A 21714-nucleotide genomic window follows, 5' to 3' on the forward strand; every position below is an offset into this window, starting at 1 on the left:
CATCAGCCAGCCCGCCATCAGAACGCGAACTCGGTGACGATCGGGACATGGTCCGATGGCTTGCCCCAGCCGCGGCACGGCTCGTGGACGACATGGCTGACCGCCTTGCCGGCAAGGTCGGGGGTCACCCACATATGGTCGAGCCGGCGGCCGCGGTCGGAATCGGACCAGTCGCGCGCGCGATAGCTCCACCAGGTGAACAGGCGGTCGGGGGCGGGGACGAACTCGCGCCCGACATCGACCCAGTCGGCCGCCGCCTTCAGCCGGTCGAGCGTTTCGATCTCGACCTCGGTATGGCTCACCGTCGTGCGCAGCTGCTTGTGGCTCCAGACGTCGCTATCGAGCGGCGCGACGTTGAAATCGCCGGTCAGGATCGTCGGGCATTTCAGATCACTCGACCAGTCGATCATGCGCTCGAGGAAGTCGAGCTTCTGCCCGAACTTGGGATTGGCGACGCGGTCGGCAACCTCGCCGCCGGCGGGGACGTAGACGTTCTCGATCCGCACGCCGTTGTCGAGCGCGACGCCGATATGGCGCGCCTCCTTGTTGGCTTGCCAGTCGAGCCGGTTGTCCTCGCGAATCGGGATGCGGCTGATGATCGCGACGCCGTGGTGCATCGGCTGGCCGTGGAGCAGCTGGTGGTTATAGCCGAGCTGGCGAAACGGGCCCGCCGGGAACAGGTCGTCGGTGACCTTGGTCTCCTGCAGGCACAGCACGTCGGGCTGGTGTTCGCGGAGGAATCGTTCGACGATCTCGATCCGGAAACGCACCGAATTGATGTTCCACGAGGCGACCTTGATCGTTTTGGGAGTATCGGAAATGGAACTGACTTTCTCTGCCGGATGATATGCCCCGGCCCTAACCAGACGCTCGGCGCAACGCAAATGCGCATGCGGATGACGGCGCGTTCGGATCAGGCGGCGCGACAACGAAAAACCCCCGCTCCGGGGGCATGGAGCGGGGGTCCGTATCAGCGTTCGTCACGCTTTATTCGAAACCGCGGGTTCGACGCGGAGTAACAGGGGGGAAAATCCGGCGACCGACCCGTTCTGCGGCTTCGGACTCGCTTTTACGACCACGTGCCTGTCGCGAAGATGAACAGACAGCCCGATTAGCGGTCAGACCGTGGTTTCTTAGCGGCCACGCGATTTTGCGCGCGGGTCGGTCCAGCGGAAGCTCGAATCGGCGACCGCGACGTTGAAGCGCTGGTTGCTCAGCCGGATGCTCGTGCGGTTGTTCTGCGCGTCGAGCGCGACCCAGCCGCGCAGCATCAGCCCGCCGGGCGCCGAGGCCTGCTTGACGAAGACCATGTTGATCACGCCATATTCGGGTTTCTTGGGATCCTTGACCTCGACGCTGACGACGTTGGGATCACCCGTCTCGACGATCTTGCCATAGCGCGACATGTCGTGATTGGGGTCGAGCAGGACCGACAACGGCGAATTCTTGATCGGCCAGCGCTGGACCTGCTTGACGTCGTAATCGATCATCGTCAGCGACTTGCCGTCGGCGACGATCAGCATCGGCACGTCCTTGCCGTAGGCAAAGCGGATCTTGCCGGGCTTCTTGAGCAGCAGGTTGCCGCTTACCGTCTGGCCCTTGCGGTCGGTCTGGGTGAAGTCGGCGGTCATCGAGCTGACCGCCTTGAGATGCGCCTGGACCATGGCCAGCTGCGCGGCCGACGTATTGCCTTGCGCCACGGCGGGCGCGGCGGGGAGGAAGCCTGCGCCGACCAGCGGCGCGGTGAGGAGGGCGAGAGCCAGGGTCTTGTTCATATTTGGTCTTCCTGTGCGTAAAATCTATGCGCCGTTATGGCGGTCCGGGTTTGAATGCCCCGTGAACCCGCAAGTTCCCTGCCGTTCAGTATAGCACGACGAAGCGGGGCCTAAAGCGGCTGGCCGTTCTGGTCGACCAGCACCTCGCGCCGACCGACATGGTTGGGCGCGCTGACCAACCCTTCTTCCTCCATCCGTTCGATCAGGCGTGCCGCGCTGTTATAGCCGACGCGCAATTGGCGCTGCAGCCAGCTGGTCGATGCCTTCTGGCTGTCGAACACGGTCTGGCACGCCTTGCGGTACAGGCGTCCCTCGGGCGTGTCGTCGCCGGCGGGCGCCCCGTCGAGCGCGAAGCCGCCATCCTCGGGCTCCTCGGTGACCTCCATGACATATTCGGGCCGCCCCTGGCCGCGCCAGTGGTCGGCGACCGCGCGGACCTCGTCGTCGCTGACGAAGGGGCCGTGGACGCGCACGACGCTCTTGCCGCCGGGCATGTAGAGCATGTCGCCCTTGCCGAGCAGCTGTTCGGCGCCGCCTTCGCCCAGGATCGTGCGCGAATCGATTTTCGAGGTAACGTGAAAGCTGATCCGCGTCGGCAGGTTGGCCTTGATCACGCCGGTGATGACGTCGACCGACGGGCGCTGCGTCGCCATGATCAGGTGGATGCCCGCCGCGCGCGCCTTTTGCGCCAGCCGCTGGATCAGGAACTCGACCTCTTTCCCTGCAGTCATCATCAAATCGGCGAGCTCGTCGACGATGACGACGATCTGGGGCAGCGGGCGGAAATCGAGCTGCTCTTCCTCGTACACCGGCTGGCCGGTATCGGCATCATAGCCCGTCTGGACGCGCCGCCCGAGCGGCTTGCCCTTGGCCAGTGCGCCGCGCACCTTTTCGTTGAAACTGGCGAGGTTGCGGACCGAAATCCCCGACATCATGCGATAGCGGTCTTCCATCTGCTCGACCGCCCATTTGAGCGCGCGGACCGCCTTTTGCGGCTCGGTGACGACGGGGGCGAGGAGGTGCGGGATGTTCTCGTAGGCCGACAGCTCGAGCATCTTGGGATCGATCAGGATCATCCGGCAATCGTCGGGGGTCAGGCGATAGAGTAGCGAGACGAGCATCGCGTTCAATCCGACCGACTTGCCCGACCCGGTCGTACCCGCGACGAGCAGGTGCGGCATCGGCGCGAGATCGGCGATCACCGCGTCGCCCGCGATATTCTTGCCGAGCACGATCGGTAGCGACCCGTCGTGACCCGAATAGGCGTCCGAGGCGATCATCTCGTGCAGCACGACAGGGTCGCGGTGGGCGTTGGGCAGCTCGATGCCGATCACCGTCCGCCCCGGAATCGGCGCGATACGGGCCGACAGTGCCGACATGTTGCGCGCAATGTCCTCGGCGAGGTTGGCGACGCGGCTCGCCTTGGTCCCCGGCGCGGGTTCGAGCTCGTACATCGTCACGACCGGGCCGGGCCGGACCGAGACGATCTCGCCCTTGACCGAGAAATCCTCGAGCACCGCCTCGAGCAGCCGCGCATTGCGTTCGAGCGCGGCCTTGTCGATCACCTGGTGCGAACTGTCCGCCGCCGGGGTCAGCAGGTCGACCGACGGCAGCGTGTAATTGGAAAACATTTCCGATTGCAGCGCCCTGGGCTGTTTCGACCGCGCGGGCGATGCGGCGGGATCGGAAATCGCCGGCGGCTTCCGGCCGTCGGGTCGCGCCGCCTTGCGCGGCAGGATCGTGCGCTGTGCCTCGTTGTCGGCATCGTCCCTGGCCGGGACGACGATCCGCTCGCTGCCAGTGGTTTCGTCGCGTCCGCTGCGCAGCGACAGTCCGGCGAAGGGCAATCGCTCGAGCCGCAGGCTGCGGTACCAGATAACGATTCCCCCGGTCAGCAGGACGATGATCGCGCCAGCGACGACCCACTTGCCGACGTCGCCTGAAAGTGCGGCGAGCCGCTCGATGCCGCTCGCCAGCGCATAGCCCGCGACGCCGCCGCGCCCGGCGGGCAGGTCCCAGCCCGACCCCGCGCCCTGGCTCAGCGCCAGCGCGGTCCCGGCCAGCACGATCCCGACCAGTGCGACGATTGTCTGGCGTTTCCAGTGCGGTTGCGCCGCGCCGCGCCACAGCCGCCACGCGAACACGCCGAGCAAGGGCACGAGCAATCCTGCCCCGGCACCGAGCAACAGATAGGCAGCGTCCGACGCATAGGCACCCCAGCTGCCCGCCCAGTTGCTGGCATGGTCGCCCGCCGCGGTCGACAGCGACCGGTCGCTGCCGCGATGAGTCGCCAGCGCGATGGCGAGGAAGATGGTGATGCTGGCGAGCACCAGCCCGCCGAGCAACGTCCCCGACCGCGCGACGCTCTCGCGAAAGATCGCTCGCCATTCGCTGTCTTTACGGGCGCCAACGCGGCTCGCCATGATGCTGTCCTGTTTCCCCGGCGCAGGCGTCTTGCCCGCGATTACACTCTCGCGATTCACCATGAATCCGCACGCGCGCGGGGTCAAGCGATGCGCGCGGGCGGCGCAGGGTCGAGGCTGCTTGTGACGTCAGCGATCATGGGTCGGATGGGACCAGGCTCAATCGCGCGCTCCATGTCACGCCGCCACTGGCATAGGCTGCCGCCACCCGCTAAACCCCTTGCCATGACCGACATCCACACCAGCGACGTGATCATCTCGGGCGGCGGGCTCGTCGGGCAGACGCTCGCGCTCGCGCTCGCCGCGCACGGCCTTTCGAGCTGCATCATCGATCCGGCCGATCCGGCCAAGGTCATTGCGCCCGATTTTGACGGACGCGCCTCGGCGATCGCCAGCGCCAGTTACAAGATGCTCGACGCGATCGGCGTGGCCGAGCGGCTGGCGGGCAAGGGCTGCGACATCCGCAAGATCTGGGTCAGCGATGGGCTGAAACCCGGCGAGCTCGATTTCACCGCGGCCGACGACGACGGCCCGCTCGGCACGATGTACGAAAACCGCGATCTCAGGATCGCGCTGCGCGATGCGGTTGCCGAAAGCGATCGAATAGCGCTCCACATGCCTGCGCGTGCCGTCACGACGACGCGCGGACCGCACGGCGTCGAAGTCACGCTCGACGACGGCGCGCGGATCGCGGCGCCGCTGCTGATCGCCGCCGAGGGGCGCCGTTCGCCGACGCGCGACGCGGCGGGCTTTCACATGGCGAACTGGTCGTACGATCACAGCGCGATCATCGGCGGCATCGCGCACGAATTGCCGCACGATTCGGTCGCCTACGAGATTTTCTATCCGGCCGGCCCGTTTGCGCTGCTGCCGCTGCCTGATCTTGCGGATGGCCGCCATCGTTCGGCGTTCGTCTGGTCGGTCGCGCGCGCCGATGCCGCCGGCCTGCTCAAGCTCGGGACACGCGGTTTCACCCGCGAACTTGAAAAGCGCATGGGTGGGTTGCTCGGCAATGTGACGATGATCGCGCCGCGCATGGCCTATCCGCTCGGCTTCCATCACAGCGCGAAGATTACCGGCGAACGCCTCGCGCTGGTCGGCGACGCCGCGCACGGCATCCACCCGATCGCCGGGCAGGGGCTCAATCTCGGGCTGCGCGATGTCGCGGCTTTGACCGAAGTGCTCGTCGACGGTGCGCGGCTCGGCCTCGACCTCGGCGATGCGCAGCTGATGGACCGCTACGAACGCTGGCGCGGGCTCGATTCGCTGTCGGTCTCGGTCGCCACCGACGTCCTGACGCGCCTGTTCGGGATTCGCGGCAAGGCCGCCTCGGCGGTCCGCCGCTTCGGCCTCGGCGCGGTCCAGGCGACGCCGCCATTGAAATCGCTGTTCATGTCCGAAGCGCGGGGCGAATCGGGCGACCTGCCCAAATTGCTGACCGGGATGACGGTCTAGGCGGGTCGATTCTGACAATCATCGAATTAACCAATAGATCAGGCCGACCATGATCGCAGTTCCGAGGAATATGATGCTCACGGCTGCCACCCAAGCTGTGAAGCGGCCAAAGCGGCTGTCGACCCATGTGATTGCGGCTTCCAGGACCTCGTAAAACACAAACTCCATCGGCCTCTCCCCCTATTGCAGCGTCACCAGCTTATCGTCGCCGTCGTGGCGGCCAAAGAACTGCATCAGCTGGATCGCCAGCTCGCTGCGATCGCGCAGCGTCTCGGCCTCGAGCAGCGCCTGTTTCGCCGCCGCGTCGAACGGAGCGACCTGCGAGATGCCGTTGACCAAAGTGCGATCGTCGAGATTGGCGACCGAGTCCCAGTCGACGACATAGCCCTGCGCCATCGCAAAGGTCCGCGCGGCGTGTTCGAGCGCAGCCCGCTCGCTCGATGCCAGCGCCGCTTCGCCTTGCGCCTCTGCCTCGATCGCCGCCTCGACGACGCGGTACGGCGTGTCGCGCGTCACCTCGCGTTCGACGCGAAAGCGCGCCTCGCCCGAAAGGACGATATTGAAACAGCCGTCGTCGAGCGCCTCGACATCGGTGATCTTGCCGATGCAGCCCATGTCGAACAGGGCCGGGCGGTCGGGGTCGCGGTTGGTCGCGCCGGTGCGCGGCTGGACCAGCCCGATCAGCCGGTCGCTCGCCAGCGCCTTCGACACCATCGCGCGATAGCGTGGCTCGAAGATGTGCAAGGGCAGCTGCAGCCCGGGGAACAGGATCGCCCCGCCGAGCGGGAAGATCGCGATTCGCTTGGTCTTGTCGACGGGCGTGCTCATCCGAACAGGATCGCCGACAGCCGTCGCCGCGTCGCCGCAACCCACGGATCCTCGAGCCCGATCGCCTGGAACAGGTCGAGCAGCCTGGCCTTGGCCGCACCGTCGTTCCAGTCGCGGTCGGCCTCGATCATCGCGAGCAAATGCTCGGACGGCGCGTCGCGCTCGCCCGCCGCGATCTGCGCTGCGGCGAGGTCGAATCGCGCCTGCATGTCGTCGCGATTGGCCTCGAATGCGGCGTTGAGCGCTGCCAGCGCGCCCTCGTCGGGCCGATCGCGGACCAGGGCGATCGCGGCGCGTGCGCGCTCGACCGCGGGATCCTTGGCCGCTTCCTCGTCCAACGCGGCGAGAACCTCGTCGGCGGCATCTACCTGTCCGTCGGCCGCCAGCGCCCGCGCCAGTCCCGCCTGCGCCGCGACCGTGTCGGGGGCGAGTTCGATGATCTGGCTGAATATGCCGATCGCGCGCGCGGCGTCGCCGCCGGTGAGCACCTCTTCGCCCATCGCGAGCAAGGGTGCGACATCCTGCGTCGGCGCACTATCGCCTGCCTCGATCGGCAGCTTGGCGAGGATTTCGTCGAGCATGGCCTTGAGCTGGCTCTCGCTGCGCGCCTGGGTGAGATCGGCAACCGGCTGGCCCTGGAAGATCGCATAGACCGTCGGGATCGACCGCACCTGGAACTGCGCCGCGATGAACTTGTCTTCATCAACGTTGATCTTGGCGAGGACGACGCCCTTGTCGGCATAATCGGCCGCGACCTTTTCGAGCACCGGAGTCAGCGCCTTGCACGGCCCGCACCACTCGGCCCAGAAATCGACGATGACGAGCCCCGTCATCGATGGCTCGACGACCTGACGACGAAATGCGTCGACGGCCTTTTGTTCTTCCAGATTCAGTCCCTGCGTCGCCACGCGTGTCTCCAATTCATGATAAAAATCCAAGGCCCGCCGGGTGTTTTCCGCGACGGCGCCTGCTTGAAAGCCATATGGGGGTGAAGACCATACTATGCCAAGCCCTAGAACTATGGCGAAGGGGCTTGTCGGCCTGACGAATCGATGCTAGCTGCCCGCTCCACCCACCCGGACCGCGGCTTTCGCTTGTGTCCGGGACGGCGCCAGAGCGGGCGTAGCTCAGGGGTAGAGCACAACCTTGCCAAGGTTGGGGTCGGGCGTTCGAATCGCCTCGCCCGCTCCAGTTGCCATTCGGGCTTTCAACACGATTTCCGTAACCCGGTGAATGGGAGCACGACCCCTCGGGGGCGATTGGTGCGCTGCCTTGCATCGGCGCGTCGCGCCGCCGCGATTGTCGGACCATATGCTCAGGACAACAAAAAAGGCCCCGGAATTCCGGGGCCTTTTTTGTTTGTTTGGAAGCTGGGTTAGCCTTGGCCGCCAGCATTGTCCTTGCCTGAGCCGCCGAGCAGCCACGACCAGAAATCGATCGACGTTTCAGCCAGCTTAGTTGATTTAGCCATATTCGGTCTCCCTTTTATGCCGTTGACAAAACAGCGGTCTTGGAGACAGTTATAGCTTAATCGAACTGGTTAATAAAGGGGTAACCTTATTTGCTAACCAGTGGCCCTGCCGGACGATGGTTGGGCGCTTGTTACGGCGATCATGAAATTGTCGAATCGCATTGGTTTTCCAATTAGATATCCCTGGATTACGTCGCAGCCCAGATCGCTCAAAATGGTCAAAGTACGCTCGTCCTCGACGCCTTCGGCAACGGTCGTCGCGCCAAGGCGATGGGCCATTTCGATCGTCGAAGTCACCACTTCGCGGTTGCGTTTCGAATCGAGGATATTGTCGACAAAGCGCTTGTCGATCTTGATCTCGTCGGCCTCGAATCGCGTGAGGTAATCGAGATTGGACTGGCCCGTGCCGTAATCGTCGATCGACAGGCGGCAGCCCATCTCGCGCAGCATCGCCAGGGTATAGCGGACCGCGTCGCTATCCTCGATTTCGGCGGTTTCGGTGATCTCGATCGTCAGGTGCTGCGCGGCGACACCGTGGGCCGTCAGCAGGGCGCGGATTTGTCCGGCAAGATCGTGCCGATGGAGCAACAGCGCCGACATGTTGACCGACATCGTAAAGCCGGGAATGTGGTTTAGCATCTCGGCTGCCCGGCCAATCGCTTCGTTCAGGACATAGAGGGTCAGCCGTTCAATGCGCTGATGCTTTTCGGCCTGGCTAATGAACTCGGTGGGAGAGATGTTGCCGAGCTTGGGATGCGACCAGCGCGCCAAAGCTTCGGCGCCGACGATCCGGTTGGTCTTGAGATCGAGCTGCGGCTGGTAGGCGACCCAGATTTCGCCGTTGAGCAAGGCGTCGCTCAGTTGCGACTGGAAACTGTGCTGCCAGCGCGCCTCCTGAACCTGCGGCGCTTCATAGGCGCTCCAGGTCTTGCGCTTGCGCTGCGAATCTTCAGCGGCGACCATCGCGGCGGCGAGCTGTTGGCTCGCTGTGCCCTGCGAATTCGGCTCGACGCCAAAGGCGAGTTCGACATCGATCTGCTCGCTGCCGATTGCGATCGGGTTGATGAACAGCGCCGACAGTCCGGCGAGCTGGCTATCGATCGTCACCGATTGCTTGGCTTGTGTTACCCATGCGAAAAAGCCGTTCTCGTCATGATAGAGTGGCATGTCGCCCGCGGCGACGCGCAAGCGGCGGATCACCTCTCGGCTCAACTGGTCGGCCTGGTCAGGCGTGAGGTAGATCGACAGGGCATCGAATCCGACCAGCTTGGCAGCGACGATCACGGCGTCCGCCGGCAAGCGCGAATCACGTAGCGCCTCGAAGTTGGGCAAGCCCGACGCATGGTGACGGCTCTGCACCCGCCGTTGTCGGCGACGACGCGCCGCGGCGATGCCGACGATGACCGATGTCACGAGCGCTGGGCCGATCGCTATCACGGCGATATATGTTGGCACCGCCAGCACCGTCAGGATAGCCGCTATCGGGCTTCCCATTATCAAGATGCTGCTGACGGCTTTGCGCGGCCATTGCCTGCCGACCAGCAGGGCGACGGTTATCAAGGCCCAGGCGGGAATCCAGCCGAAATCCAATGGCGTCCCGGCTCTTAGCGTTTCGCCCCCAATGACATGGAAAAAGACTCCGGGAACTTTCAATGGATTGTGACCGGGCATGAAATGCATGTCGAGCAAGGATGGTGACAAGGGTGCAAAGACAACGTCCTTTCCCGCCAAGGCGCTGGAGGGAATTTTTCCGGACGTCAAATCGCTCGCGCCATAAGTGGGTATGGTGCTGTAATCAAATGCGTAATCAGGCCAGAACTTTTGCGCCTTGGTTGGCTCGAGATCGGCGAGACGGCTCGAAAACGTAGGGAGAATTTCGTCCGCGATACTGTCTGCATAGGGTATCTGCCACACACCCCAGAGCTGATAATTTATGCCAATGCTCGCCCGCCCGGCTCGTTCGATGCCGGTGAGTTTCGAAGCGCGCACTTCCGAATTATCCGCAGCATTATCGCTCGAAAACATAACCGCCATGGTGATGCGATCGCCCCAGCCGGCGATCGCCTTCTCGAGCGTTTCGGTCATGCTTGCGGGTGCAGGCTGATCATAGACGAAATCGACGAAAAGCCGCTTGGCACCTGCTTTGCGTATGGCGTTGATCGTTCGAGCGGCATCGGCCCGCGTAAAGCCGTCGGCGCCTGATTGCGCGAGCGTCGCGTCATCGACGCCAACCACGACGATATCGCCCGATACGGGCCGCGAATGCAATTTGAACTCGACCCCGCGAACAATAAAGTCGATCGGCAGGCTGAGCGCTGTGATGCCGCACAACAGCCCCGCCAGCACGGCAATCAGCCATGCGCGCCAGCTATAGGGGTGTTGCAAACGTTCAGCCATGAGCCTCGCCACATCGTCCGATCAGGCTTCACCCTAGGCGTGCGATGGTTAGAGAGGTGTTAATACACGGGCTCGCAGCCCCATTAATCGGCTAAGCTGCTGTCCGAGGCGGCAATTCCGCTTTGGCAATTCCGGGCGGCGGTCAGATTCCTCCAAATGTCAGAGGTTACCAGCCCCCCCCCCCAGCGGCTCAATCGCGTCCGATCAGCGTCGCTGCATCGACCGCGTAAAGCGGCGCTGCTCCCGCCATCGCCGCGGCCTTCAATCCCGCTGCCTGCGGCACGATCTGGTCGATATAGAAGCTTGCCGCCTGACGTTTCGCGGCGACGAAATCGGGCGATACCGTGCTGTCGCCGTCGAGCGCTGCGACCTCGATCGTCATCAACCAGCCGCACGTCGCGACCGAGAGCATCGTGAGGAACGGCGTGCTGCCCGCGAGCCGGTCGTCGCTGCTCGCATTGGCCTGCATCCACGCCGCGACTTCGGCGCAATCGTCGGCCAGCAGGGCGAGCGGTGCCGCGCCTTTCGCGCCGCTGCGGATATCGTCGATCAACTGCTTGATCGCCGCGCCGCCGTCGATCGTCATCTTGCGCCCGACAAGGTCGGCGGCCTGGATGCCGTTGGTGCCTTCGTAGATCGGCGCGATGCGCGCATCGCGATAATGCTGTGCGGCGCCGGTTTCCTCGACATAGCCCATGCCGCCGTGGACCTGGACCCCCAGGCTGGCGACTTCGCAGCCGATATCGGTGCCATAGGCCTTGACCAGCGGTGTCAGGATATCGACGCGTGCCTGCGCCCCGTCGAGGCCGAGCGACGCGCGATCGGCCTGTCCGGCGGCATAATAGGTTAGCGCGCGCGCCGCCTGCGTCAGCGCCTTCATCCGGATCAGCATGCGGCGGACGTCGGGATGTTCGATGATCGCGACCGGCCCGACATCGGCCCTCGGCGTGTCGGCGATCGGCCCCAGCCGCGTGCGCGACCCCTGGATGCGTTCGGCAGCATAAGCGAGCGCGCTTTGGGTCGCGCGTTCGGCGATCTGCATGCCCTGGTTGCCGACGTTGAGCCGCGCATTGTTCATCATCGTGAACATCGCGCGCATCCCGCCATGCAGGTCGCCGACCAGCTCGCCATAGCAGGCGTCGTGGTCGCCAAAGCTCATCACACAGGTCGGCGAGGCGTGGATGCCCAGCTTGTGCTCGATCGAAACGCACGCGACGTCGTTGGCCTCGTCGATCGCGCCGTCGGCGTCGAGCCGGTATTTGGGTACGAGGAACAGCGAAATGCCGCGCGTTCCCGGCGGCGCATCGGGTGTCCGGGCGAGGACCAGGTGGACGATGTTGTCGGTCAGATCGTGCTCGCCGAAGGTGATGAAGATCTTGGTGCCCTTGACCCGCCACTGGCCGGCATGGTCGCCGCTCTCGACCGGGGTCGCCATCGTTTTCAGGGCGCCGACGTCGGATCCCGCCTGCGGCTCGGTCAGGTTCATCGTGCCGGTCCATTCGCCGCTGATCAGCTTTGGCAGATAGGTCGTCTTCTGCGCCTCGCTGCCGTGCGCATGGAGCGCCTCGATCGCGGCGGGGGTCAGCATGTTGACGAGGCTGAAGCCCATGTTCGCGGTGCCGAGATCCTCCATCATCACGCTGAACAGCGAAAAGGGCAGGCCCTGGCCGCCATAGGCGACGGGCCCGTCGAGGCTTCCCCAGCCGCTCGCGACGAACGCGGCATAGGCTTCGCGAAAGCCCGGCGGCATCGTCACCTGGCCCGCGTCCCAGCGCGCGCCGACCTGGTCGCCGACGCGGTTGAGCGGGGCATATTCGCCGCTGGCAAAGTCGCCGACGCCGCTGACGATCGCCTCGACCATGTCGGGGGTCGCCTCGGTGAAGCGCTCGTGCGCCGCCAGTTCGTCGATCAATGCGACATGCTTGAGGACGAACAGCTGCTCGGCAACGGGCGGGGCATAGGTCATCGGTCTGGGTCTTTCGGCAAAGCGTGGGGATGGGCTAGAAAACGACGCGCGAACGCGCCTATAGCGCGCCATGCCGAACGCGACAAACACGACCGCCACCAAAGTCCTCGCCGCAGGGGACGCTGCGCTGATTGCGGCGGCTGAGCTGATTGCCCAGGGCCAGCCGGTCGCGGTGCCGACCGAGACGGTTTACGGCCTCGCGGCCGATGCCACCAACCCCGAAGCCGTCGCGCGGATCTATGCGGCCAAGGACCGTCCCGCGTTCAATCCGCTGATCGTCCATGTCGCCGATCTCGCGGCGGCCGAGCGGCTGGCGCATTTCGACAAGACCGCGCTGCTCCTCGCCGAGCGATTCTGGCCCGGCCCGCTGACGCTCGTTGTGCCAAAGCGCGCCGATGCCCCGGTTGCCGGTATCGCGACCGCGGGGCTCGACACGATCGCGATCCGGGTGCCGGCCCATCCGGTAATGCGCGCGCTGCTCGCGGCCTGCAATCGTCCGCTCGCCGCGCCGTCGGCCAATGCCAGCGGATCGATCAGCCCGACCACCGCGGCGCATGTCTTCGCCAGCCTCGGCGGGCGCATCGCGCTCGTGATCGATGGCGGCGCGTGCAAGGCCGGTCTCGAATCGACCATCGTGCGCTCGGGCGATCGAGGTATCGCGATCCTGCGGCCGGGTCCGGTCACGCGCGAAATGTTGGCGCAGGCGACGGGCCTTGATGTCGCCCTGGCATACGAGAGTCCGGCTGCGGCGATCAGCGCACCGGGCCAGCTCGCCAGCCACTACGCTCCGCGAAAGCCGTTGACGTTCGACGAAGTCGATCCTCCTGCCGACGCCTATGTCATCGGATTCGGCGCTGCCGAGGGCGATTTCAATCTCAGCGCGAGCGGCGATCTTGTTGAGGCGGCGGCGCGATTGTTCGATGCGCTCCATGCCGCCGATGCGAGCGATAGGCTGCGCATTGCAGTCGCGCCGATTCCCGACAAGGGGGTCGGGCGCGCGATCAACGACCGGTTGCGCCGCGCGGCTGTTTAGATCGGCCGCGCCTGCTCTTCGGAAATCTCGGCATCAATCGCCTCGACCTTTGCGCAGGCATCGGCATCACCGCGGTCGCACCGCGTCTCGTATTTGTCGCGTTGGCGCGCCAGCTTGCCGAGCCGTTGTTCGCGTTCGCGCAGTTTGCGCCCGCGATTGCGGTCGGCTTCGTCCTGGCTCGTCGTCGTCCAGTCGGCCACCTTGCCGACCGCCTTGACCGGCGCGGTAACGACCGATCCGATCGTGCTGACACAACCGCCAAGCGACAGCGTGACCGCCGCCAGCGATACGATAATGAAATCTCGGTTCGACATCGCCGCATTCATAGCGCGCAATTCTGGACCGGCAGTTAACCGAGCAGGTCGAGCGCAAAGGCGCGCAGCTCCTGGGCCATGTCGGCGCGTTCCATCGCGAGCGCAAAATTCGCCTGGGCAAAGCCGATCTTTGATCCGCAGTCGAACCGCCGTCCGTCGAAGGTGACCGCGTGGAACGGCTGATCGCCGATCATCCGCGCCATCGCGTCGGTCAGCTGGATCTCGCCGCCGGCGCCCTTTTCCTGGTCCTCGAGCACACGCATGACTTCGGGCTGGAGGATGTAGCGGCCCGAGATGATCAGGTTCGACGGTGCCGCATCGATGCTTGGTTTCTCGACCAGGCCGCGCACCTCGGTAATCGCGCCGTCGCTCTTGCCCGGATCGATCACGCCATAACTCGACACCTGCTCGTGCGGCACTTCGAGGACGCTGATCAGATTGCCGCCGACGCGATCATAGGCGTCGACCATCTGCTTCATGCAGCCGGGCGAGCCGACCATGAACTCGTCGGGCAGGAAGATCGCAAATGGCTCGTCGCCGACCAGCCCGCGCGCGCACCAGATCGCGTGGCCGAGGCCCATTGGCTCCTGCTGGCGGACATAGGCGCAATTGCCCGGGCCGAGCCGCGTCGCCTCCAGCACGCTCATGTCCTTGCCGCGCTCGGCCATCGTCTTTTCGAGCTCGAAGGCGATGTCGAAATGGTCCTCGATCGCGCTCTTGCCGCGACCGGTGACGAAGATCATCTGCTCGATCCCCGCCTCGCGCGCCTCGTCGACCGCATACTGGATCAGCGGCCGGTCGACGACGGGCAGCATCTCCTTGGGGATCGCCTTGGTCGCGGGCAGGAAGCGCGTGCCGAGCCCGGCAACGGGAAAGACCGCTTTGCGGATCGGTTTCATGTCTACGAGCTCCCCCAGCGAAACGATGCCAGCCTAGCTGGCAGCTTTCAGCCTGTCAGCAAAGCCCTTGCGCAATTTCTGCAGTTTGGGCGGGATGACCGACACGCAATACGGATTGCGCGTGCCCTGGCGCGCCCAGTAATCCTGGTGCTCGACCTCGGCCTTGTACCACGGACCGAGCGGCTCGATCGCGGTGACGACCTCGTCCGACTGTTCGGCCTGCGCGCGCGCGATGGCGGCGCGTGCCGCCTGCTCCTGCGCTTCGTCGTGGGGGAAGATGGCGCTGCGATACTGGGTGCCGATATCGTTGCCCTGGCGGTTGAGCGTCGTCGGGTCGTGCGTCGCGAAGAAGATGTCGAGCATCGTCGCATAGCTGATCGCATCGGGATCGTAGGTGATGCGGATCGCCTCGGCATGGCCGGTGTCGCCGCTGCACACGTCGCGATAGCTGGGGTTTTCGGTCGTGCCGCCGATATAGCCACTCTCGACCGATTCGACGCCGTCGATCTGGAGGAACACCGCCTCGGTGCACCAGAAACATCCGCCGGCCAGCGTTGCGGTTTCACTTGTCATAATCGCACTCTCCAAAATCACGTGTCTAGCAGATAGGGTCGCAGCCAACGCCGACAAGGGCGTCAGTTGCGCGGCAGCCCGGCGATGAGGGCAGGGCGGGCGGCGGGATCGGCGGCCTTGGCAGCGGTCATCGTCGCGATCTCGTCCTCGATTGCGGCGATACGCGTCGAACTGCGGCCATGGGTCGCGCTGGCGATCAGCGGCTTGCCGCGTTCCTTGTCCCAGCGCGTCCAGAAACGCACCGCCGCCATCGGGTCGTATCCGGCCCCGGCGAGGAGCCAGACCGAAAGCCGGTCGGCTTCGGTTTCGGTGGCGCGGGTCAGCCGGGCGCTGCGACCGAATTCCTGCAACAGGCCCCGATCTATATCGGCGGCGTCGAGCCGTTCGCGATGGCGCAGGATATTGTGCGCCAGTTCGTGCGCCAGGACGGCGGCAAGCTCTTCGTCCTCGCGCGCGAAATCGACCAGCGGCGCGGTAACCTGGACATAGCGCCCGTCGGCCGCGGCGCCGAGACTGGCCGACGCCTTGACCTGGAAGATCGTCGCGCATGCGGGCGTGCCATCGAGCGTGACCGCAACCGTCTTCGTCGGCGATGCGACCGAGACGACCAGTTCGCCGTCGGCGAGCCAGCGCCCCATCGCGCCATCGATCGCCGCCATGCGCGCATAGTCGCCGTCGCCGTGGCGCGCGATCGTCGCCAGCGGTTCGCCATCGATCGCGGCGATCGCATGGCCGGTGCGCAGGCCCGCGGCATAGGCCGGGCTCGCCTCGGCGACCGCGGCGACGAACACCGGTGGCGCGGCGTCACCGAGCGAATAGGCACGCGCTGCCGCCGCGCGCTGTTTTGCAGGATAAAGTGCGACATCGCTCAGCACGAGCCCGGTCGCCGGCTGGCGCTGGTCGCACAGGCCGACATTGGTTGTCGCAAGCCGATAGCCGATCGTCGCAACGCGCGCGTCCATTGCGCGGAACGCGCCATAGACGGCGAGATCGTGCGCCTCGTCGGCGCGTGCGGCGGGCGCGCAGAGCAGCGCGAATGCGGCGAGCGCGAGGGAGAGCGACCGTGTCATTGTTGATCGTGTCGCATCGCGCGGCTGAACCGGCGCTGGCCGATCAGGCCGCGGTGCCGGCATCGCCGATTTCCGCTCTCAGCGCCTTGCGGTCGAGCTTGCCGATCATCGTCTTGGGCAGCGTGTCGCGGATGACGACGCTTTCAACGCGTTCGTGCTTGCCGAGCTGCGGGTTGAGCCACGCCATGAGCTGCCCTGCGGCGATATCGGCGTCGGGTTCGAGCGTGACATAAGCGCGCGGACGTTCGCCCAGATAGGCGTCGGGCACGCCGATCACGAGCGCTTCGCGGACGGCCGTGTTGGTATAGAGGATATCCTCGACCTGGCTCGGGAAGACCTTGAATCCACCGACCGCGATCATGTCCTTCAGCCGGTCGACGACGCTGATATAGCCGTCGACGTCGATTTCGCCGACATCGCCGGTGCGCAGATAGCGCTCCCCGTCGATGGTGATGAAGGTTTCGCCGTCAGCATCGGGGCGCTGCCAATAGCCCTTCATGACCTGCGGCCCGGAAACGACCATCTCGCCGGGCTCGCCTTCGGGTGCCGGCTGGCCGGGATGTTCCTTGTCGACGAGGCGGACGTTGGTCGCAGGGAGCGGCTGGCCGATCGTGCCGGGCTTGTTGAGCCCTTCATAGGGGTTGGTCGAAACCACCCCCGAACTTTCGGTCAGGCCATAGCCTTCGACCAGCCGCGCGCCGGTCGCCGCCTCGAACTTGCGCTGCAGCTCGGCGGGCATCGGCGCGCCGCCCGATATGCAGACGCGCAGCGAAGAGAAATCGGTCTTGGCGAGCGCGGGATGGTCGAGCAGCGCCTGGTACATCGTCGGCACGCCGGGCATTGATCGCGGCTGGGTGCGCGTGATCGCGGCGAGGCACTGCGCTGCGTCGAAACGCGGCAGCATGACGATCTCGCCGCCATTGGCGACAGTGCGGTTCAAGACGCAGGTATTGGCGAAGACGTGGAAGAAGGGCAGCACCCCCATGATCCGGTCGACCTCGTCGATGCGCGGATCGATCGCGTTGACCTGGCGGGCATTGGCACTGAGGTTCTGGTGCGTCAGCATCGCGCCCTTGGGCACGCCGGTCGTGCCACCGGTATACTGGATCAGCGCAACGTCGTCGGCACTCGGGTCGGCGGCCGCGAATCTCCCGTCATTGGCGATCAGTTTTGAAAATGCGGAAATGCGCGGATCGTCGGGCCTCTCGCTGACCTCGCCGCGCTTGAACAGGCGATAGAGCACCGATTTCGCGCGCGGCAGCGCGCCTGCCACCGATCCGACGATCAGCGCCTCGAGCGACGAGCGTTCGAGCACCGCGAGCGCATTGGGAAGCAGCGCCCTGGCCGACAAGGTGAACAGGAAGCGCGTACCCGAATCCTCGACCTGGTGGCGCAATTCGTCGACCGTATAGAGCGGCGAGAAATTGACCACCGTGGCCCCGGCGAGCATCGCGCCGTAATAGGCGGCGACGTAATGCGGCACGTTGGGCAGGAACAGGCCGACGCGATCGCCGCGTTTCAGCCCCATGTCCTGCAAGCCTTTGGCGACCCGCCGGACACCGCTCAGCGTCTCCGAATAGCTGTATTTGCGGCCAAGGAAATCGAGCATCGGTGCGTCGCCGCGCTCCTTGGCCATCGCGACGAACATGTCGGGCAGCGTCAACGGCGGCAGGTCGAGTTCCCATTGGCCCGGATGCTGATATGCTGAAATCCAGGCGGGATGCGGGGGCGCTACGCTCGTCATTCCTTCTGCCTATCCGAAGGCCGCAGCGGCGGCAATCATTGCCGCGCGCGCTGCGGCAGTTTATTGGTAGGCACCTGACGTCCGTTGGCGAATCAATCGAGTAAGGGGATTAAGATCATGTCCGCACGCAAGACGATTGCGAAACTGGTCGGCGGCGCCGCCGTCATTGCATTGGGCGCGTCGGCGGCGATCGCGACCGATGTCCCTCCGCCCCGCCCCGCTGTGGTCGATGCAATCTATCAGTGTCGTGATATCGTCGACAACCAGGCGCGGCTCGCCTGCTTCGACGCGCGTGTCGGCGAAATGGCCGCGGCGGACCAACGTCGCGATATCATGTTCGCCGATCGCGAGCAGGTCAAAGAGACTCGCAGAGGCCTGTTCGGTTTTTCAGGCATCAAGATATTCGGCGGCGGCGGCGACGGCGACGATGAACAGATCGAGGAAATTACCGCCAAGATTGCAGCGGTACGCTACATCGGCCGCAACATGTCGATCCTGCTCGATGACGGTGCCCGCTGGGTGCAGACCGATGACCGCACCCTGCCGCTCGACGCCAAGGCTGGGATGGAGATCAAGATCCGGCGCGCCGCATTGGGAAGCTATTTCGCCAACATCAACGGCATGCGGGCAATCCGGGTGAAGCGCGCCGACTGATAGCGCGCAGCACGCTGCGGCGGAACTTGGCGTCATGTCCCGGCCGCCGGCCCAGGCCAGCCCGATTGGATCGGACGCGCCGTTCGTGCTGCTCGACGATGCGCGAGCCCACGGTGCCGCCGATGCGCGCCTGTATCGCGATCCGGTCGCCATCTTCACCGCCGATGGAATTGACCAGCTCGAGACGCTTTTTGCCCAGATGGAGCGCGCGCGCGCCAATGGCCTCTACCTGGCGGGATATCTCGATTACGAGGCGGGGCTCGGCCTCGAAGCGCGGCTCGCCCCGCTGGCACGCCTTAGACCGCAATCGCCGATCGCCTGGTTCGGGGCGTTCGAGCAGGTCGAACGGATCGCTCCCGACGCCGTTCCCGCCTTGCTCGGCGATCCGGCAGGCGCATGGATCGGGGCACCACAGCCGCGCATCGACGCTGCCACCTATGTCGCGCGCGTCGAGGCAATCCTCGATCACATTCGCGCCGGCGACATCTACCAGGCCAACCTGACCTTCACCTGCGACGTCGCGATCGACGGCGATCCGCTCGCCGCTTACGCCCGCCTGCGCCAGCGCGCGCGCGCCGGCTATGGCGGGATCGTCCACACCGGCGACGACTGGCTGCTCAGCCTGTCGCCCGAGCTGTTCTTCGCGCTCGACGGCGATCGGGTAACTGCGCGGCCGATGAAGGGTACCGCGACGCGCGGCGCCGATCCCGCGACCGACCTTGACCAGCGCACGACGCTCGCCAGCGATGCCAAGCAGCGCGCCGAGAACCTGATGATCGTCGATCTGATGCGCAACGACCTGTCGCGCGTTGCGCGGCCCGGCAGCGTCAAGGTGCCGAGCCTGTTCGCGGTCGAAACCTATCCGACCGTCCACCAGCTCGTCTCGACGATCACCGCGCGGCTGGAGCAGGGCAAGGATGCGCTCGACCTCCTGCGTGTCGCCTATCCGTGCGGATCGATCACCGGTGCGCCGAAGATCCGCGCGATGGAGATCATCGCCGCGATCGAGGACGCGCCGCGCGGCGTCTATACCGGTTCGATCGGCTTCATCGCGCCCGATGGCGAAGCGGCGTTCAACGTCGCGATTCGCACGCTCCATGTCGCTCGCCATGGCCAAGGTGAAATCGGTGAAGCGAACCCCTTGCACCCGACTCGCAAAACCGCCACGCTTGGCCTCGGCGCTGGGATCGTGGCGGATTCCGATCCGCACGCGGAGTGGCGCGAATGTTTGGCCAAGGGAGCGTTCGTGGGAGAGACTGGGGCAGGCTTCGATCTCGTCGAGACGATGGCGTTCGATCCGCTTGAGGGACTGCTCAGGCTCGACCGGCATCTGGCGCGGATGAAGGCGAGCGCGGCGGCGTTCGGCTTCGCGTTCGATCGTCACCGCGCGCGCAACGAGCTGCAGGCTGCGACCTTCCGCCTGCGCCATGCCAGCAAGGTCCGCTTGCTCGCGTCGCCCGGCGGCGCGCTGGCGATCGAGATTCGCGACATGCCGCGGCTGCCCGACGTGCCGGTATCGGTCGGCCTCGTCGCGCGAAGCGTCTCGCGCGACGATGTCCGCCTGCGCCACAAGACGACCGACCGCGGTTTCTACGATGATGCGCGCGCCGCGACTTCGGGCTGGGAGGCAGTTCTGGTCGACGATGCCGGCTTCGTCACCGAAGGCAGCTTCACCAACATCTTCGTCGATCGCGACGGCACGCTGCTGACCCCGCCGGCCGAACTCGGCCTGCTGCCCGGTGTCCTGCGCGAAGAGCTGATCGAACAGCATCGCGCGGTCGAATCGCGGCTGCGCGTCGCCGACCTCGGCGACGGCTTTTATCTCGGCAATTCGCTGCGCGGCCTCATCCCCGCGCGCCTCGTTGAACAAGGAACGCTCGATGGATGATCATCGCCTGTCGGCCGCCATCGGGCGGATCGAACCATCGCCGACGCTGGCGATCACCGCGCGCGCCGCGGCGATGAAGGCCGACGGCATCGACGTCATCTCGCTGTCGGCCGGCGAACCCGATTTCGATACGCCCGATTTCGTCAAGCAAGCGGCGATCGCGGCGATCGAGGCGGGGCAGACCAAATACACCGCGGTCGGCGGTACGCCGGCGCTCAAGGCGGCGGTCGTCGCCAAGTTCGCGCGCGAAAACCGGATCGATTATTCCCCGCCCGAGGTGATCGTCGGGGTCGGCGGCAAGCAGGTCCTTTTCAACGCGATCCTCGCCACCGTCGGACCGGGCGACGAGGTTATCGTGCCCGCGCCCTATTGGGTCAGCTATCCCGACATCGTCCGCTTTGCCGGCGGCAGCGTCGTTGCCGTGCCCGCCGGACGCGAGCAGGGCTACAAGGTGACCCCGGAGCAGATCGCCGCGGCGATCACCCCGGCGACGCGCTGGGTGATCTTCAATTCGCCGTCGAACCCGACCGGCGCTGCCTATAGCGGCGAAGAGCTTGCGGCGCTCGGCGCGGTGCTGCGCGACCATCCGCACGTCATGGCGATCACCGACGATATGTACGAACATATCTGGTATGCCGACACGCCGTTCGCCACGCTTGCCGAGGTCTGTCCCGACCTCAAGGACCGGATTTTGACGGTCAATGGCTGCTCGAAGGCCTATGCGATGACCGGCTGGCGGATCGGCTTTGCCGGGGGGCCGCGCTGGTTGATCGCGGCGATGACCAAGCTGCAGTCGCAATCGACCTCGAACGCCTGTTCGATCGCGCAGGCGGCCGCGCTCGCCGCGCTCGACGGCCCCAAGGATTTCCTCGCCGAACGCAACGCGGCATTTCGCGCACGCCGCGATCTCGTCGTCGAACGACTCGACGCGATCGACGGCCTCGCCTGTCCCAGCCCCGAAGGTGCGTTCTACGTCTATCCCGATGCGAGCGGCCTGATCGGGCGGGCGACCCCCGAAGGCGTTATGCTGTCGAACGACGCCGATCTCGCCGAATATCTTCTCGCCGAAGCGCGCGTCGCGGTCGTCCCCGGCGCCGCCTTCGGCCTGTCGCCAGCATTTCGCGTGTCGTACGCGACGTCGCGCGAAATTCTCGAAACCGCGTGCGAGCGCATTGCCCGGGCGTGCGCCAAGCTCGGCTAAAGTGCGAACAATTTCGGTCCGGC

General features: G+C 65.5%; 18 protein-coding genes and 1 tRNA gene. 6 read left to right on the plus strand and 13 right to left on the minus strand.

Features of this window, described 5'->3' with window-relative positions; all coding sequences use genetic code 11:
• Positions 1-17 precede the first annotated feature (17 nt).
• The 3 genes from xth to FSZ31_RS02155 form a co-directional block, all read right to left on the minus strand.
• A complete protein-coding gene (gene xth, locus FSZ31_RS02145; protein ID WP_147122500.1) occupies positions 18-800 on the minus strand; it encodes an exodeoxyribonuclease III in 783 nt (260 codons plus the stop codon).
• Between the two features lie 333 nt (positions 801-1133).
• Entirely contained in the window at positions 1134-1775 is a 642-nt protein-coding gene (locus FSZ31_RS02150) for a LolA family protein (protein WP_147121406.1), read from the minus strand.
• A 110-nt stretch (positions 1776-1885) separates the two neighbouring features.
• Entirely contained in the window at positions 1886-4198 is a 2313-nt protein-coding gene (locus FSZ31_RS02155; RefSeq protein ID WP_147122501.1) for an FtsK/SpoIIIE family DNA translocase, read from the minus strand.
• A gap of 225 nt (positions 4199-4423) precedes the next feature.
• Between FSZ31_RS02155 and FSZ31_RS02160 the strand changes: the two genes are divergently transcribed.
• Positions 4424-5653 carry a UbiH/UbiF/VisC/COQ6 family ubiquinone biosynthesis hydroxylase gene (locus FSZ31_RS02160; RefSeq protein ID WP_147121407.1) on the plus strand — a complete coding sequence of 410 codons (1230 nt, stop codon included), beginning with the start codon at positions 4424-4426 and terminating at the stop codon, positions 5651-5653.
• Between the two features lie 18 nt (positions 5654-5671).
• Here the strand turns inward: FSZ31_RS02160 and FSZ31_RS12770 are convergent, their stop codons facing one another.
• The 3 genes from FSZ31_RS12770 to FSZ31_RS02170 are packed head-to-tail and all read right to left on the minus strand — an operon-like array spanning position 5672 to position 7389.
• The gene (locus FSZ31_RS12770) at positions 5672-5821 is read right to left on the minus strand and encodes a hypothetical protein (protein WP_161595923.1); all 150 of its coding nucleotides are present in this window, start codon (positions 5819-5821) and stop codon (positions 5672-5674) included.
• A gap of 12 nt (positions 5822-5833) precedes the next feature.
• Positions 5834-6481 (minus strand): LON peptidase substrate-binding domain-containing protein, encoded by a 648-nt coding sequence (locus FSZ31_RS02165; protein ID WP_147121408.1) that lies wholly within the window; start codon positions 6479-6481, stop codon positions 5834-5836.
• On the minus strand, positions 6478-7389 hold the full coding sequence (locus FSZ31_RS02170) for a tetratricopeptide repeat protein (protein ID WP_147121409.1): 912 nt from the start codon (positions 7387-7389) through the stop codon (positions 6478-6480). Before FSZ31_RS02170 ends, FSZ31_RS02165 begins: the two co-directional genes overlap by 4 nt.
• 208 nt (positions 7390-7597) lie before the next feature.
• Between FSZ31_RS02170 and FSZ31_RS02175 the strand changes: the two genes are divergently transcribed.
• A tRNA-Gly gene (locus tag FSZ31_RS02175) sits at positions 7598-7672 on the plus strand.
• Positions 7673-8045: 373 nt separating this feature from the next.
• Here the strand turns inward: FSZ31_RS02175 and FSZ31_RS02180 are convergent.
• A complete protein-coding gene (locus FSZ31_RS02180; RefSeq protein ID WP_147121410.1) occupies positions 8046-10349 on the minus strand; it encodes an EAL domain-containing protein in 2304 nt (767 codons plus the stop codon).
• 190 nt (positions 10350-10539) lie between these two features.
• Entirely contained in the window at positions 10540-12315 is a 1776-nt protein-coding gene (locus FSZ31_RS02185; protein WP_147121411.1) for an acyl-CoA dehydrogenase, read from the minus strand.
• 70 nt (positions 12316-12385) lie between these two features.
• On the opposite strand from FSZ31_RS02185, the gene FSZ31_RS02190 reads away from it, so the two are divergent.
• Positions 12386-13348 carry an L-threonylcarbamoyladenylate synthase gene (locus FSZ31_RS02190; RefSeq protein WP_147121412.1) on the plus strand — a complete coding sequence of 321 codons (963 nt, stop codon included), beginning with the start codon at positions 12386-12388 and terminating at the stop codon, positions 13346-13348.
• On the opposite strand, the gene FSZ31_RS02195 is transcribed toward FSZ31_RS02190, so the two are convergent.
• The 5 genes from FSZ31_RS02195 to FSZ31_RS02215 all read right to left on the minus strand — a co-directional run bounded on the left by FSZ31_RS02195 (position 13345) and on the right by FSZ31_RS02215 (position 17948).
• Complete coding sequence (locus tag FSZ31_RS02195; RefSeq protein ID WP_147121413.1) at positions 13345-13662, minus strand: hypothetical protein; 318 nt, start codon at positions 13660-13662, stop codon at positions 13345-13347. The two genes, FSZ31_RS02190 and FSZ31_RS02195, sit on opposite strands and share 4 nt — an antisense overlap.
• Positions 13663-13697: 35 nt before the next feature.
• A complete protein-coding gene (gene galU / locus FSZ31_RS02200; RefSeq protein ID WP_147121414.1) occupies positions 13698-14561 on the minus strand; it encodes a UTP--glucose-1-phosphate uridylyltransferase GalU in 864 nt (287 codons plus the stop codon).
• 33 nt (positions 14562-14594) lie between these two features.
• The gene (gene msrA / locus FSZ31_RS02205; protein WP_147121415.1) at positions 14595-15134 is read right to left on the minus strand and encodes a peptide-methionine (S)-S-oxide reductase MsrA; all 540 of its coding nucleotides are present in this window, start codon (positions 15132-15134) and stop codon (positions 14595-14597) included.
• A gap of 62 nt (positions 15135-15196) precedes the next feature.
• Positions 15197-16204 carry a M48 family metallopeptidase gene (locus FSZ31_RS02210; protein ID WP_161595924.1) on the minus strand — a complete coding sequence of 336 codons (1008 nt, stop codon included), beginning with the start codon at positions 16202-16204 and terminating at the stop codon, positions 15197-15199.
• A 43-nt stretch (positions 16205-16247) separates the two neighbouring features.
• Positions 16248-17948, minus strand: a complete 1701-nt coding sequence (locus tag FSZ31_RS02215; RefSeq protein ID WP_147121417.1) for a long-chain-fatty-acid--CoA ligase — start codon at positions 17946-17948, stop codon at positions 16248-16250.
• A 117-nt stretch (positions 17949-18065) separates the two neighbouring features.
• Here FSZ31_RS02215 and FSZ31_RS02220 point away from each other — a divergent pair, with 117 nt between their 5' ends.
• Genes FSZ31_RS02220 through FSZ31_RS02230 form a run of 3 tightly spaced genes read left to right on the plus strand, consistent with a single transcriptional unit; the run spans position 18066 to position 21691 of the window.
• Positions 18066-18602, plus strand: coding sequence for a hypothetical protein (locus FSZ31_RS02220; protein ID WP_147121418.1), 537 nt, complete (start codon positions 18066-18068; stop codon positions 18600-18602).
• Between the two features lie 34 nt (positions 18603-18636).
• A complete protein-coding gene (gene pabB, locus FSZ31_RS02225; protein ID WP_147121419.1) occupies positions 18637-20490 on the plus strand; it encodes an aminodeoxychorismate synthase component I in 1854 nt (617 codons plus the stop codon).
• Entirely contained in the window at positions 20483-21691 is a 1209-nt protein-coding gene (locus tag FSZ31_RS02230; RefSeq protein WP_147121420.1) for a pyridoxal phosphate-dependent aminotransferase, read from the plus strand. Before pabB ends, FSZ31_RS02230 begins: the two co-directional genes overlap by 8 nt.
• Positions 21692-21714 lie beyond the last annotated feature (23 nt).

Origin of the sequence: Flavisphingopyxis soli (genome assembly GCF_007995095.1) — a bacterium.
Classification (GTDB): Bacteria; Pseudomonadota; Alphaproteobacteria; order Sphingomonadales; family Sphingomonadaceae; genus Flavisphingopyxis; species Flavisphingopyxis soli.